General features: G+C 74.2%; 10 protein-coding genes. 7 read left to right on the top strand and 3 right to left on the bottom strand.

The window, feature by feature from the left end; translation table 11 throughout:
- Positions 1–24: 24 nt before the first annotated feature.
- The 4 genes from ACFXAM_RS18250 to ACFXAM_RS18235 all read left to right on the top strand — a co-directional run bounded on the left by ACFXAM_RS18250 (position 25) and on the right by ACFXAM_RS18235 (position 6,857).
- Entirely contained in the window at positions 25–1,227 is a 1,203-nt protein-coding gene (locus ACFXAM_RS18250; RefSeq protein ID WP_380292331.1) for a glycoside hydrolase family 1 protein, read from the top strand.
- Positions 1,228–1,253: 26 nt separating this feature from the next.
- Complete coding sequence (locus ACFXAM_RS18245) at positions 1,254–2,561, top strand: MFS transporter (protein WP_380292329.1); 1,308 nt, start codon at positions 1,254–1,256, stop codon at positions 2,559–2,561.
- 65 nt (positions 2,562–2,626) lie between these two features.
- Positions 2,627–5,083, top strand: a complete 2,457-nt coding sequence (locus tag ACFXAM_RS18240) for a beta-glucosidase (RefSeq protein ID WP_380292327.1) — start codon at positions 2,627–2,629, stop codon at positions 5,081–5,083.
- A 133-nt stretch (positions 5,084–5,216) separates the two neighbouring features.
- Entirely contained in the window at positions 5,217–6,857 is a 1,641-nt protein-coding gene (locus ACFXAM_RS18235; protein WP_380292325.1) for a family 20 glycosylhydrolase, read from the top strand.
- Between the two features lie 558 nt (positions 6,858–7,415).
- Here ACFXAM_RS18235 and ACFXAM_RS18230 read toward each other — a convergent pair.
- A complete protein-coding gene (locus ACFXAM_RS18230; protein ID WP_380292323.1) occupies positions 7,416–8,045 on the bottom strand; it encodes a hypothetical protein in 630 nt (209 codons plus the stop codon).
- Between the two features lie 445 nt (positions 8,046–8,490).
- On the opposite strand from ACFXAM_RS18230, the gene ACFXAM_RS18225 reads away from it, so the two are divergent.
- Positions 8,491–9,120 carry a hypothetical protein gene (locus ACFXAM_RS18225; RefSeq protein WP_380292321.1) on the top strand — a complete coding sequence of 210 codons (630 nt, stop codon included), beginning with the start codon at positions 8,491–8,493 and terminating at the stop codon, positions 9,118–9,120.
- 153 nt (positions 9,121–9,273) lie between these two features.
- On the opposite strand, the gene ACFXAM_RS18220 is transcribed toward ACFXAM_RS18225, so the two are convergent.
- Positions 9,274–9,501, bottom strand: a complete 228-nt coding sequence (locus ACFXAM_RS18220; RefSeq protein ID WP_380292319.1) for a hypothetical protein — start codon at positions 9,499–9,501, stop codon at positions 9,274–9,276.
- Between the two features lie 454 nt (positions 9,502–9,955).
- Between ACFXAM_RS18220 and ACFXAM_RS18215 the strand changes: the two genes are divergently transcribed.
- Complete coding sequence (locus ACFXAM_RS18215; protein ID WP_045694210.1) at positions 9,956–10,159, top strand: cold-shock protein; 204 nt, start codon at positions 9,956–9,958, stop codon at positions 10,157–10,159.
- A 370-nt stretch (positions 10,160–10,529) separates the two neighbouring features.
- Entirely contained in the window at positions 10,530–12,026 is a 1,497-nt protein-coding gene (locus tag ACFXAM_RS18210; RefSeq protein ID WP_380292317.1) for a DEAD/DEAH box helicase, read from the top strand.
- A gap of 472 nt (positions 12,027–12,498) precedes the next feature.
- On the opposite strand, the gene ACFXAM_RS18205 is transcribed toward ACFXAM_RS18210, so the two are convergent.
- On the bottom strand, positions 12,499–13,851 hold the full coding sequence (locus tag ACFXAM_RS18205) for an MFS transporter (RefSeq protein ID WP_380292315.1): 1,353 nt from the start codon (positions 13,849–13,851) through the stop codon (positions 12,499–12,501).
- Positions 13,852–13,902: the final 51 nt, after the last annotated feature.

Genomic DNA, 13,902 nt, shown 5'->3' with positions numbered 1-13,902 from the left:
CCGGGACGAACGAAGGAGTGCGACATGGCCGGTCTGCGCAAGGACTTCCTCTGGGGTGCCTCCACCTCCCCGCACCAGGTGGAGGGCAACAACCTCAACTCGGACTGGTGGGCACTGGAGACCGCCCCCGCCTCCCCGTTCCCGGACCGCAGCGGCGACGCGGTCGACAGCTACCACCGCTACGGCGAGGACATGGCCCTGCTGGCCGGGGCCGGGCTGAACGCCTACCGCTTCGGCTTCGAGTGGGCCCGGATCGAGCCGGCCGAAGGTCAGTTCTCGCACGCCGAGCGCGACCACTACCGGCGCATGGTCGACACGGCACTGCGGCTCGGCCTCAAGCCCGTGGTGACCCTGCACCACTTCACCCTGCCGCGCTGGTTCGCGGAGTCCGGCGGCTGGCGCCGGCCGGACGCGGCGGACCGCTTCACCCGCTACATCGAGTTCATCGCCCCGGCGCTGCAGGACGTGGACTGGATCTGCACGATCAACGAGCCGAACATGCTCGCGGTGTTCGCGACCATCCAGGAGGCCCTCTTCAAGGTGGCGGACAGCCAGGGCTCCGCCGCGACGGAACTCGCGACGGCGATGGCCCGGGTCGTCCCCGACCAGGCGCTCGGGGACACGCTCGCCCAGGTGCACCGCCGCGCCGTCGAGGTGGTGCGCGCGACCACGAACGCGAAGGCGGGCTGGACCGTCGCCCAGCAGGCGTTCACCCCCACCGAGGGCAACGAGGACGTCTTCGAGCGCGTCCACCACGAGTGGGAGGGCTTCTACCTCGACGTCGCCCGCGACGACGACTTCCTCGGCGTGCAGGCCTACACCAGCCAGCCGGTCGACGCGAACGGCCCCGTGCCGCACCCGCAGCACCCCGACAACTCCCTGACCGGGTGGGCGTACCGGCCCGACGCGCTGGGCACGGCGCTGCGCCGTGCGTGGGAGGAGAGCGGCGGCGTTCCCCTGCTGGTCACCGAGAACGGCATCGCCACCGACGACGACACCCGGCGGATCGCCTACACCACCGAGGCGCTCGGCCACCTGGAGAAGGCGGTCGCGGACGGCATCGACGTGCGCGGCTACCTGCACTGGTCGGCGCTCGACAACTACGAATGGGGCCGCTACGCGGCCACGTTCGGCCTGATCGCGGTGGACCGGGAGACCTTCGTGCGCACCCCGAAGCCCAGCCTGGCCTGGCTCGGTGCCTGCGCCCGCCGCAACGGCCTGCACTGACCCCGGCGACGGAACGGAGACCCCGGATGCCCAAGCACGCCGACCCCGGGCCCGCCCACGACCTCTCCACGACGGCCGCCGCCGCGCCGACCGACCCGCAGGCCGCGCAGCCCTCCCGCACGGTGCCGCCGGCACTGCGGCGACTGTTCCGCACCGCCCCGTTCGCCGCCCCGATGGCCCCGATCGCCTACTCCGTCACGGTCTTCTACGTCGCCATCCAGGTCGAGCACATGGACCCGGACGCGAAGACCTCGAACCTCGCGCTCATCAACGCGCTCGCCGCCGTGGCCGCGATGCTCGCCCAGCCGATCGTGGGCGTGCTGTCGGACCGCACCCGCAGCCGCTACGGCGCGCGAAGACCCTGGATGCTCGCCGGCGCCTGCCTCGGCGCCACCGCTCTGCTCACCTGCGGACTCGCACCGAACGTGGCCGCGCTGACCGTGTGCGTCATGCTGGTGCAGTTCGGGTTCAACGCCTTCCAGGGACCCTTCTCCGCGCTGCTGCCCGACCGGGTCCCCGACCACCTGCGCGGCCGCTACTCCACCGGCGTCGGGCTGGGCATGCTGCTCGGCGCCGTCCTCGGCCCGGTCCTCGGCTCGCTGTTCACCGACGACATCCCGCTCGGCTACGCGGTCACCGCCGGTGCCACGCTCCTCGTGATCGTGCTCTTCGTGGTCCTCGTACCCGACCGCGACAACCGCGGTGAACCGCGCCGGCCGTTCTCGCCGCGCGCCTTCCTCGCCGCCTTCTGGGTCAACCCGGTGCGCAACCCCGACTTCTTCTGGGGCTTCGCGGGACGCTTCCTGCTGTTCGGCGGCTACGCGATGCTGAACACCTACCAGCTCTACCTGGCCCAGGACTACGTCGGCCTGACCCTGGAGGAGGCGACACGCACCGTGCCGCTGCTCAGCCTGGTCGCCCTGCCCGGGATCCTGGTGGCGACCACGGTCGCCGGACCGCTGTCCGACCGCCTCGGGCGACGCAAGCCGGTCGTGCTCGTCTCGGGACTGGTCATCTCCGCCGGCGCCGCGATTCCACTCGCCCTGCCCTCGGTCCCCGGACTCGCGCTGTCCAGCTTCGTCGTCGCGTCGGGCTTCGGCGCCTTCGCCGCCGTCGACCAGGCCCTGATGAGCTCCGTGCTGCCCGACCCGGACGACTTCGGCAAGGACCTCGGGGTCCTCAACCTCGCCGCCACCCTGCCCAACACCATCGCGCCCGTGGCGGCCGCGGGCATCGTGCACACCTTCGGCGGCTACGCCGCGCTCTACCCGGTCGTCGGAGTGATCGGGTTCCTCGGCGCCCTCGCCGTCCTCCCCATCCGCAGCGTTCGCTGACCCGGATCCTCCCCCCTTCGCACCCGCACCTCCACCCTCACCCCCATTCACCGAAAGGAGCGGCGATGCTCGCCTCCCCGCTCGTCACGGCGCTGCTGGAGCGCCTCACCCTCGAACAGAAGGTGCGCCTGCTCACCGGCGCCTCCCTGTGGACGCTGCACGACGAACCCGCCGTCGGCCTGCGCCCCATCGTCGTCTCCGACGGCCCCACCGGAGTGCGCGGCGCGGCCCTGGACGACCGCGACCCCTCGGCGAGCCTGCCGTCCGCCGGCTGCGTCTGCGCCACCTGGGACCTGGAGCAGGTCCGCCGGCTCGGCGCCCTGATCGCCGCCGAGGCCCGCGCCAAGGGCGTCGACGTCGTGCTCGGCCCCACCGTCAACCTGCACCGCTCGCCGCGCGGCGGCCGCCACTTCGAGGCCTACAGCGAGGACCCCCACCTCACCGGCGAGTTCGGCGCCGCCTACGTCACCGCCGTGCAGGCACACGGCGTGGCGACCACGGCCAAGCACTACGTCGCCAACGACTCCGAGACCGACCGCTTCACCGTCGACGCCCGGATCGACGAACGGACCCTGCGCGAGGTCTACCTGGCCCCCTTCGAGCGGATGGTGAAGGAGGGCGCCTGGCTGGTGATGTCCGCCTACAACTCCGTCAACGGCACCACCATGACCGCCAACCCGCTGCTGCGCGACCCGCTGAAGGACGAGTGGGGCTTCGACGGCGTCGTCGTCTCCGACTGGATGGCGGTGCGCGACACCGAGCCGTCCGCCACCTCCGGCCAGGACCTGGCCATGCCCGGCCCGGACGGGGCGTGGGGCGACGCGCTCGTCGAGGCCGTCAAGGCCGGACGCGTCCCCGAGGACGCGATCGACGAGAAGGCCGCCCGGCTGCTGCTGCTCGCCTCGCGCGTCGGCGCCCTGGAGAGCGGTCCGGCGACCGTCCCGGTCGAGCCCTGGGACGACACCGCGATCGCAGGCCTGCTGCGCGAGGCCGCCGCGGACGGCATGGTCCTGGCCCGCAACAACGGGACCCTGCCCGTCCCGCCCCGGGAAGGACTGACCGTCGGCGTGATCGGGCAGCACGCGCTGCGTGCCCGCGCCCAGGGCGGCGGATCGGCGTCCGTGTTCCCGCGCCGCGTCGTCACGCCGCTCGACGGTCTGCGCGAGGCCTACGGCGCGGACGCCATCGGCTTCGCCCCCGGCCTGCCCCCGGTCGACGAACTGCACCCCTTGGCGGGCGGCACGGTTCATGACCCGCTGACGGGCGCCCAGGGCGTCCGCGTCCGCTACCTCGACGAGGACGGCGAGACGTTCAGCGAGGAGGTCATCCCCTCCGGGAGCTTCTCCTCGTTCGGCGACGCGCGGCTGGCCCGGGCCGCCCGCATCGAACTGACCACCCGCTTCACCCCGGACCGCGACGGCCGCCACGACCTCGGCTTCGCGGGACTGGGCGGCTTCACCTTCGAGGTCGACGGCGTCGCCGCCGGCGCCGGCTCGCTCGGGGTCCCCGAGGGCGGCGACTTCATGGCCGCCCTCCTCAACCCCCCGTCGCGCGTGGCCTCCCACGACCTCAGCCGCGGCCGGACCGTGGAGCTGCGCCTGACCTACACCCCGGAGCTCCTCGGCGTCCCCTTCGCCAGCGTCAAGCTCGGCTTCAAGGACCTCTTCGGCGACCCGGAGCAGGAGTTCCGGCGTGCCGTCGAGCTGGCGGCCGCGAGCGACGTCGCCGTCGTGGTCGTCGGCACCACCGAGGCCATCGAGTCCGAAGGCTTCGACCGCCCGGGCCTCGCCCTCCCCGACGGGCAGGACGAGCTCGTGCGCCGCGTCGCCGAGGTCAACCCCCGCACCGTCGTGGTCGTCAACTCCGGTGCCCCGGTGCTGATGCCCTGGCTCGACGAGGCCGCCGCCGTCGTCCTGGCCTGGTTCCCCGGCCAGGAGTTCGGCGCGGCCCTCGCCGACGTCCTGACCGGCGCCCGCGAGCCGGGCGGCCGCCTGCCCACCACCTGGCCCACCCGCGAGGAGGACGTCCCGGTCTGGGAGGTCACGCCCGACAACGGCCGGCTCGCCTACACCGAAGGCCTCCACCTCGGCTACCGCGCCTGGCTCAAGCGCGAGGCCGACGGCGGCAACCCGCCCGCGCTGCCCTTCGGGTCCGGCCTCGGCTACACCACCTGGCAGATCGGCGCACCGACCCTCACCACCGAGGGCGACTGCGTCGTCGTCCTGGCCGAGGTCACCAACACCGGTGCCCGGCACGGCAAGCAGGTCCTTCAGGCCTACCTGTCCCGTCCGGGCTCGAAGGTCGAACGGCCCGTCGCCTGGCTGGCCGGGTTCACCACCGTGCGGGCGGACGCCGGCGAGCGGGTGCGGGCGCGGATCGAGATCGCCCCGCGGGCGTTCCAGCACTGGGACACCGAGGCACACGCCTGGGTGACCGAACCCGGCGCCTTCACGCTCCGCATCGCGACCTCCGTCGCCGACCCCGGCCACAGCGTGCCCGTCGACCCGGCCGCCCGGGGCTGACACCCATTACCCGACCCCTCGTCCCGCCCCCGTCCCGTCGTGCCCGGGGGCGGGACGAGGCACCACCACCGCTGCGGGACCGGAACCCGACGCCGGTCCCGCAGCAACCCGGCTGACTGACCAGGAGTTCCCCATGACGACGTCCCCGGAGACGGCGCTGCTCCGCCTCCTCCCCGTTCCCCGCACGGCCGCCCCGGGCGAGCGCGGCTTCCCCCTCCGCGCGGGCACCCCCGTCGTGGTCGCCGACGCCGAGCTGCTGACGAGCGCCGCCCTCTTCGCAGAGCGCCTCGCGGCGGAGACCGGGCTGGTGCTCGGCCGGGTCGGGGCCGGTGCTCCGCGGCCCGGCGCGATCAGCGTCCGCGTGGATCCCGCCGACCCGGCGATCGCCGCGATCCCCGTGGCGCGCGGCGTATCCGCGTCCGGGGACGACCTCGGCGCGGAACGCCACGCCCTCACCGTGGACGGCGACGGCATCCGCGTCGTGGGCGCGTCCGCGGCCGGCGTGCACCGCGCGCTGACCACCCTGGTCGCGCTCGCCGAACAGCTCCCGGCCGACCCGGCGGGCATCGGGCTGCCCGCCCTGGCCCTCGCCGACGGTCCGGCCCTCGCCTGGCGCGGTCTCTCACTGGACGTGGCCCGCGCCAGGTTCTCGGTCGCCGAGGTGTGCCGGGTGATCGACCTGCTCGACCGCTACAAGCTCAACGTGCTGCACCTGCACCTGACCGACGACCAGGCCTGGCGCCTGGAGATCGGCTCCCGGCCGGAGCTCACGCACGGCCAGGAGCCCGGCGCCTTCTTCACGCAGGCGCAGTACCGCGAGGTCGTCGCCCACGCAGCCGCGCGCCACATCACCGTGGTGCCCGAGATCGACATGCCCGGCCACAGCACCGCCGCGATCGCCGCCTGCCCGGAGCTGAGCTCGGCGGAAGCGACGGCCCTGCCGGGCTCGACCGAGGAGATGTGGGCCAGGCTCGTCGCGGGCGAGCTCCGGCCGCTGTGGCTGGAGCCCGGACGCCCGGAGGTGTGGCGGTTCGTCGAGGAGGTGATCGCCGAGCTCGCGGCGCTCACGCCCGGGCGCTTCCTCCACATCGGCGGGGACGAGGCCTTCGGCATGCCGGTGGCGGACCACCGGGCGTTCGTGACCCGTGCACGCGCACTGGTCCGCGCCCACGGCAAGGAGCCGATCGGCTGGCAGGAGTCGATCCGGGTGGCGGCCGCTCCCGGCGAGCTCGTCCAGCTCTGGATCGACGAGGAGCTGGCCCCCGACCCGGCGCACCCGTTCCTGACCGTGCTCCCGCCGCAGGTGAGGGACATGCTCCTGTCGGCCTCCCGCGAGGCCACCGAGGACACCGCCCTGATGGCCGAGCAGCAGGCGCGGGTCCTGGTCTCCTCCGGCGGACGCGCCTACCTCGACCGCCCCTACGCGGAGGCCGTCACCGGCGGGGCCGAGGAGCGCCGCGCCCGCCTCGGCCACCCGCTCTACCCGCCGGTGACGCTGCGCGAGGTCTGCACCGCGCCGATCGCGGGCCTGGACGCCGAGACCGCCTTCGAGGTCGCGGGCTTCGAGGCGGTGGTCTGGTGCGAGTCCGTGAACGACGCCGACGACCTGTTCTTCCTGCTGCTCCCTCGCCTCCCCGCCCTCGCCGCCCGCGCCTGGTCCCCGGGCCCCGCCCCCGGCTGGGACGACCTGCGCACCCGCCTCGCCGCCCAGGCCCCCGCCTGGCGCCGCCACGGGCTCACCTGGTTCCCGGCACCGTCGGTCGACTGGACCTAGCGACCGGGCCGACCGGCCGTCACTGGACCGCGATCCGGTCAAGTCTCCGCCATGGAACGGGCCTTCGCACGTACACCGGCCGCCCGGGTGCCGCTGCCGGTCGGACAGGAGGTCGCCGTTGCGGCACGGGGCGCCCGCAGCGGTGGACTCATGGATCGCCCGTCTGCTCATCGCGGGCCTTCCACGGGTCCTCGTACGCCACCGTCGCGGCGGCGTTCCTCGCCGACGGCGGACTGTGCCATGCGGGAGACGTTTCCCGATGAGTCCGGTCGAGCGGCGGCCCCATGGCTGCTTGAGCAAGGTGACCGCCTTCCGACGGCGCCGGCTCGCCGGCGGGCGGACGGCGTGGCGCACACGACCGGCCGTACGGCTCCCGAGGCCAGGCGTACGGGGCCCGGTGGCTCCGGCCGGAAGGCCGGCCGGTGCCACCGGGCAGGGGTGTGAGGGGGTCAGTACGCGGGGAGTGGCGGCGGATCGTCCGCGGCACGTCGACCGGGCCCGGAGGCGGCCGGCCGTCCCGGCCCGTCCGACCCGACGGCCGGACCGCCCGGGCGGTGGTCAGCGCAGGCGGGGGGCGGCGGTGCGGGCGATCTCGGTGAGGGCCTGGTAGGCGGTGGCGGTCTGGTCCGGGGTGAGGACCTGGTCGGTCTGGGCCTTCAGCTCGCAGTCGAGGTTGCTGTCCCGGACGGTGAGCCGCAGGTCGGCGTGCCAGGGGACGCTGTCCGGGGCCCGGTACCGGAACGCCTGCCGCCCGAGGTCGGGGACGTCGGTGACGCCGCCCACCGCGTCCTTGGCGGCGGTCTCGCGCGCGTACTTGTGCATCTCGATCGCCTTGGCCACGCCCGACCAGGCGCTGCAGTGCACGACCGCGCGCGCGAACACCCCGGTGCCGCCCAGGTACTGCCGGCACTGGGCGCCGCTGGAGACCTTGGGGTCGGCGCCCGTGACGGTGTTCTCCGGGGCGTTGCTCAACGGGCCGAGCACGGGGGTCAACGGGGAGAAGTCCACGACGCCGCACACGTCCCGGGGCGGCCGGTAGTCCCCCGGGCCGTCGGTGGTCTCCGGGGGCGGGGCCGGGGGCGCCGCGGTCGGTGCGGAGCCGCCGTCGCAGCCGGCCGTGCCGAGCAGTGCGAGGGCCAGTGCCCCGAGTGCGAGGATCGAGCAACGACCGTGGCCGACACGCAACATGATGCTCCGTCGAATAGTCCGGAACTGCCCATGTCAGGCTAGCCCACCCTCCCCGCGCGGCGTCCGGACTTTTCCGGGACCCGTGCCCTCGGTCCCCGTACCGGTGCCCGGCGTGCGCCGCGCGCCGGCCGGGCCGCTCCGGGTGCGCCCGCCCGGCAGTCGGTGCGGGCGAAGGCGATCACGATGGCGTCGTGACCGTGCTGGGTGACGGGGTACCAGCCGGTGCCGGTGCGGCCTTCGGGGCGGGTGACCTGGCGGGTGTTCCGGTCGGCGCGGAACGCGGCCCGCAGGAACTCCGGAGCCGCGGTGGCTCATGCGGCGGAACCGCTGAGGCCAGGAGTTGGTCAGGACTCTTGACAGCCCGGTGGCCCGGACCACCAGTATTGGTCCAGGCCAGAGTGCTTCAGGTCGCCGAAGTCCCCCACCTTCGAAGGGAGCGCGGTCCATGCCCGGACCCGTTCGCGTACCACTCCGAGCCCTGGTCGCCGCCGCCGTCACCGCCACCGCCATCGGCGGCGTGGTGCTCGCCGGTGCCGGCACCGTCACCGCCTCCTCCCCGTCGCCCTCCGCGTCGCCCTCCGCGTCGAGTGTCCCGGTGCCCGCCATCCTGGTGCAGCTCAGCCCGTCCTCGGGCACGGTGACCCCCGGCTCGTCGACCACCGCGACCGCGAGCACGGCCATCATCAACAACGGCTCGAACACGTCCATCGCGATGACGGTCAGCGGCGTTCCTGCGGGGGTCACCGCCGCGGTCAGCCCGTCCTCGGTCAGCGGGGGCTCCAGCGCCGCCCTGTCGGTGTCGACCGTGTCCACGGTCGTCCCCGGCACCTATCCGCTGACGGTCAAGGGCACGCTGACCGGCACCTCGGCGACGTCCTCCGCGACCTACACGCTCACCGTGACCGGCACCGCCCCGGCGTGCTCCACCGACCCCTGGGTCGGCACGCAGGTCTACACCGGCGGCAACACCGTCGCGTGGAAGGGCCACCGGTGGAGCGCCAAGTGGTGGACGCTGGGCGAGGAGCCCGGCACCACCGGCGAGTGGGGCGTCTGGCAGGACCTCGGTCCCTGCTGATCGGCAGGCATCGCCGGGCCGTGCATCGGGCGGCTGCCCGCCCGTGCCGGGGCCATCGGCGGGGCCGCACCGGCACGGTGTGTCACCGTCGTGCGCGGCGTTCCCCGCACGCGAGCCGCGCGGCACGATCGGCCGCGCGGCGGGTGTCGGTGGTCAGAGTTTGAACATCGCGGTGTACGGGTGGGTGATGCGTTCCTGTCGCGACCCGAAGTCGACGAGGACCGCGGCGTCGGCGTCTCCTTCGGTGTCGATGACCCGGCCGAGGCCGAACGCGTCATGGGTGACCCGGTCACCGACGGCGAAGTGCTTGGGCGGAGCCTTCACGCGCGGTTTGAAGGGGCTGGTGGGCAGAGGGCGGCGACCTGCTGCAAATTTCGTCATTGCGGCCAGTATGCGCCTGGAAGTGCGGGAGTGGGGCCCTCCGGGTGCATGAATTCGGCTCCGGCCGAAAATGCCGCACGCCGCGCCCGAGTGGCCGGCGGCGGTGCGCGGGGCATGCCGCGCCGGGAATCCCGGGGCGCCGGCGGCCCCGGCCGGGGCCCGGCCGCACGGCCAAGGGTCCTGCCCCGCAGGCGTGTTCACGGTGCTCCGGGCCCGGGGCGGCCGTTCGGCGGGACGGTGCCCGCGAAACCGGCGACGGAGCATCCCGCCGCAGCGGGTGGGGGCCTGCTACAGTCGACTCAGTTGCAGTTGTGGTTCCCATGAACTTTGTGTGCGCCTGCTGATGTGTTGCAGGCGCATTTTTTGTTCCCCGGTCTTTCCCGGTGGGCGCTCCATGCGGTGACTCGAAGCCCGCGCTGTGCGTGCTTCGGACAGTCCCTTGAAGGAGATTTTGATGGCTAATGGCACCGTGAAGTGGTTCAACTCGGAGAAGGGCTTCGGCTTCATCGAGCAGGAGGGTGGCGGCCCGGACGTCTTCGCCCACTACTCGAACATCAACGCCAACGGCTTCCGTGAGCTGCTTGAGGGCCAGAAGGTCGAGTTCGACGTCACGCAGGGCCAGAAGGGCCCGCAGGCCGAGAACATTCGCCCGCTGTAGTTCTTCTGCCACGGCACCCGCCCAGGCAGCGAGGGGCCCGCACCGTGCACATGCCCGGTGCGGGCCCCTCGGCCTTTGCGCCACGGCGCACCCCCCGGCCGTTCGGACTCCTGGCTCCGCCGTCGGCGGCCGTTCCCACCCGGGACGCACGGCGCCGCGCCCCTGATCGGTGCCCCGCCGCGACGGCCCGCGGTTCGAGGCTCTCCGCTTCCGCCCGGCGGTGAGCACCGACGTCGGCGACGCGCCGCACCGGTTCCGTCGCCCGCGTCCCGTTCGTCACACTTCCGGCCCGTTCCCTTGCGGTCTCCGCCCGGCGTCCCGCGCCGCGGGGTCTTCCTCGTGACGTGTCGCCCCGAGGAAGGTCCTCCGCATGGCCCGCACCAGTCGCTCCTCGCACCACGACGCCGACGTCCGTTCCAGCACCGGCCGGCCCGCCGCAGGCCGACGGTCCTCCGGCCGGAGCGCTCCTCGGCGGTCCTCCGCGCAGGGGGAGTTCGCGATGCCGGTGAGCACCACCCCGGCGCTGCCGGCCGTCGGGTCCTTCGACGAGCTGGACCTGCCGAAGCCACTGCTGTCGGTGCTGACCCGCCAGGGCGTCACCGCGCCGTTCCCGATCCAGGCCGCGACGCTGCCGAACTCGCTGGCCGGCCGCGACCTCCTCGGGCGGGGCCGCACCGGCTCCGGCAAGACCATCGCGTTCGGCCTCGCCGTGCTGGCCCGCACGGCCGGCCAGCGGGCCGAGCCGCGCTGCCCGCTGGCCGTGGTGCTGGTCCCCACCCGTGAGCTCGCGCAGCAGGTCACCGAGGCGCTCACCCCCTACGCCCGCGCCGTGCGCCTGCGGATGGTCTCCGTGATGGGCGGGACGTCGATCAGCCGCCAGGCATGGATGCTGAACCGCGGGGCCGAGGTCGTGGTGGCCACTCCGGGCCGGCTCAAGGACCTGGTCCAGCGCGGCGACTGCCGACTGGACCGGGTCGGCATCACGGTGCTCGACGAGGCCGACCAGATGACCGACATGGGTTTCCTGCCGCAGGTCACCGAACTCCTCGACCAGGTCGCCGAGGGCGGCCAGACGATGCTGTTCTCCGCCACCCTGGACCGCAACGTCGACCGCCTGGTGCGGCGCTTCCTCAGGGACCCGGTCACGCACTCGGTGGACCCGTCCGCGGGCGCGGTCAGCACCATGGAGCACCACGTGCTGCACGTCCAGAACTCCGACAAGAGCGCCACGATCGCCCACATCGCGTCCCGCGACGGCAGGGTGATCATGTTCACCGACACCAAGCACGGCGCGGACCGCCTGGTGGAGGACCTGCTCGCGAACGGAGTGAAGGCCGCGGCCCTGCACGGCGAGAAGTCCCAGCAGCAGCGCACCCGCACCCTGGAGCAGTTCCGCACCGGCGAGGTGACCGCGCTGATCGCGACCAACGTCGCCGCCCGGGGCATCCACGTCGACGGGCTCGACCTCGTCGTCAACGTGGACCCGCCGGTCGACCACAAGGACTACCTCCACCGGGGCGGGCGCACCGCCCGGGCGGGGGAGTCCGGCACCGTCGTGACGCTGGTGCTGTCCAGTCAGCGCCGCACGACGGCCCGCATGATGACCACGGCCGGCATCACTGCCGTCAACACGAGGGTCAGCGCGGGCGGCGAGGACCTGGCCCGCATCACCGGGGCCCGCGTGCCCACCGGCGTTCCCACCGTGATCCCCAACCCCGTCGTCGAACGGCCGCGCCGCCACGGGTCCGCGAGCCGCCTCGGCCGTTCCGCCCGCACCGCCGCCGAAACCCGGGCCGCCGCCGGCCGCGGCGACCAGGGCTCCTCCGGCCGGCACCGGCCGCCCAGGCGCGCCGCGCCCGCCGCGTAGCGGACGTACGGCCGCGGGGTGGGCGCTGCTGCCAGGTGACCCGGTCGCCCTCCGGCGAACGAGCCACCGCCCGAGTACGCGGTGCGGAGTGGTAGCCGTCGGACTGGGCCACGGGGTGCCCTCCCTGCCGGTGGGCGGCACCGGCCCCCGCGCCGGTGCCCGGCTGCCGGACAGCCCGTGGTCGGGCCGCGCGTGCGGCCTTCCGCGTGTCGGGCGACGTCGCCCGGTCCGGTGGGGACGGCGGATGCCCGCTGCCGACCGCACATCGCCGACGCCCGCCGCAGGCCGGCGGACCATCGCCGGCCCTCACCTGCGGCTCCCCGCGCCGGGGGCCGACCGGGGCGAGCCGGCCGGGGTGAGCCGGCAGGACTCGCGCGGGAACGGACGCAGCTGTCGGTGAGCGGGCGGGTCGGCCGTCGGCCTCCTCGCCGTGGGGTGCGAGGAGGCTCGGCGGGGCCGGGGCGGGCGGCCGTCAGGGGCGTCCGGGAGCGCCCGGTTCCCGGTCCGGTCGCAGGCCCAGCCGTCGGGCATCGTGTTCGGGGCGGATGGTGATGATCGCGAGCGCTCCCGCCGTCGTCATCACGAGGGCGGCGAGGAGGAAGGCCGTGCGGTAGCCCGTGCCGGGATCGGGCGCGGTGTCGAGGAGGCGGCCGGTGAGGAAGGGGGCGAGGAGCCCGGGGAGGGTCCCGGTGGCGGCGACGATGCCGAACAGGGCGCCGCGCTGGGCGCTCGGGACGACCTCGGCGGTGGTCATGTAGTGCAGGGGGATGGCGAGGCCGACGCTGCCGAAGGCGAGCGCGATCAGGAGCAGCCGGGGTACGGCGGCGTGGGTGAGGGGGAAGGCCGCCATGGCGCAGCCGGCCACGCAGACCGCGATGCCCTGGGTGGCGCCGGTCGACCAACGGCTCGACACCCGGCGGGACTTGAGCGCGTCCATGAGCGGGGAGACGGTCAGCAGCAGGACGAGGCTGAAGGCGGAGACGGCGCTGATGGTGGTGGCGGCGGCGTTCGGGGTCATGCCGAGTTCGGTGCGCAGGTAGGCGGGGAGCCAGGCCTGGCTGAGGGAGAGCGCCCAGGCGGCGCCGAAGGCGCTGGAAATGCTGCCGAGCACGGTGCCGGTGGTGAGCAGCCGGCCGTAGGGCAGGTGGTGCGGGCCGGTTCCCGGTGTGCCGTCCGCAGGGGCGGCCCGGGCGTGGTCGAAGGGGCCGTCGTGGCCGACGCGCCACCAGAGCAGGCCCCAGAGCGCGCTGACGGCGGCGAGGGCGGCGAAGGCCGAGCGCCAGCCGTACCCGGTGATCAGCCAGGTGAGGACGGGGGCGGCGATGAGGGTGCCGAGGGCCGCGCCGCCGATCTGCAGGGCGGAGGGCAGGCCGCGGCGGTGCGGGGGGAACCACTTGTACAGCGCGTGCATGGACATGGAGGCGGCGGGCCCCTCGGCGGCGCCGAGCAGGGCGCGGCCGGCGATCAGCGCGGGCACGGTGGCGGAGAGGAGGACGGGCAGTTGGGCGACGGCCCACAGCAGGGTCATGGCGAACAGGAGGATCCGGGTGGACAGCCGGGTGGAGAGGAAGCCGACGAGGAGGCCGGAGAGGCTGAACAGCAGGGAGAAGGCGCTGGAGACCAGGCCGTAGGTGCTGTTGTCGATGGCGAGTTCGTCCATGATCGGGACGGCGGCGAGGCCCAGGACGGACTTGTCGGCGAAGTTGACGACCATGAAGGCGACGATCATGGCGGTGATCAGCCAGGCGCGACGGCGGTCGTACGGGGGGTCCGGGACCGGGGTGCCGGTCCGGTCGAGCGGGGGTGCGAGGGGGCGGGGTGCCATGGGTGACTCCTGCGGGTGGGGGTGGGGCAGGGGGTCGTGACATCGGAGGAG

This window comes from Kitasatospora sp. NPDC059462 (genome assembly GCF_042749955.1).
Lineage (GTDB): Bacteria > Actinomycetota > Actinomycetes > Streptomycetales > Streptomycetaceae > Kitasatospora.
Note: the sequence above shows the minus strand (reverse complement) of the source record. Positions and strands in the feature narration are given on the sequence as shown.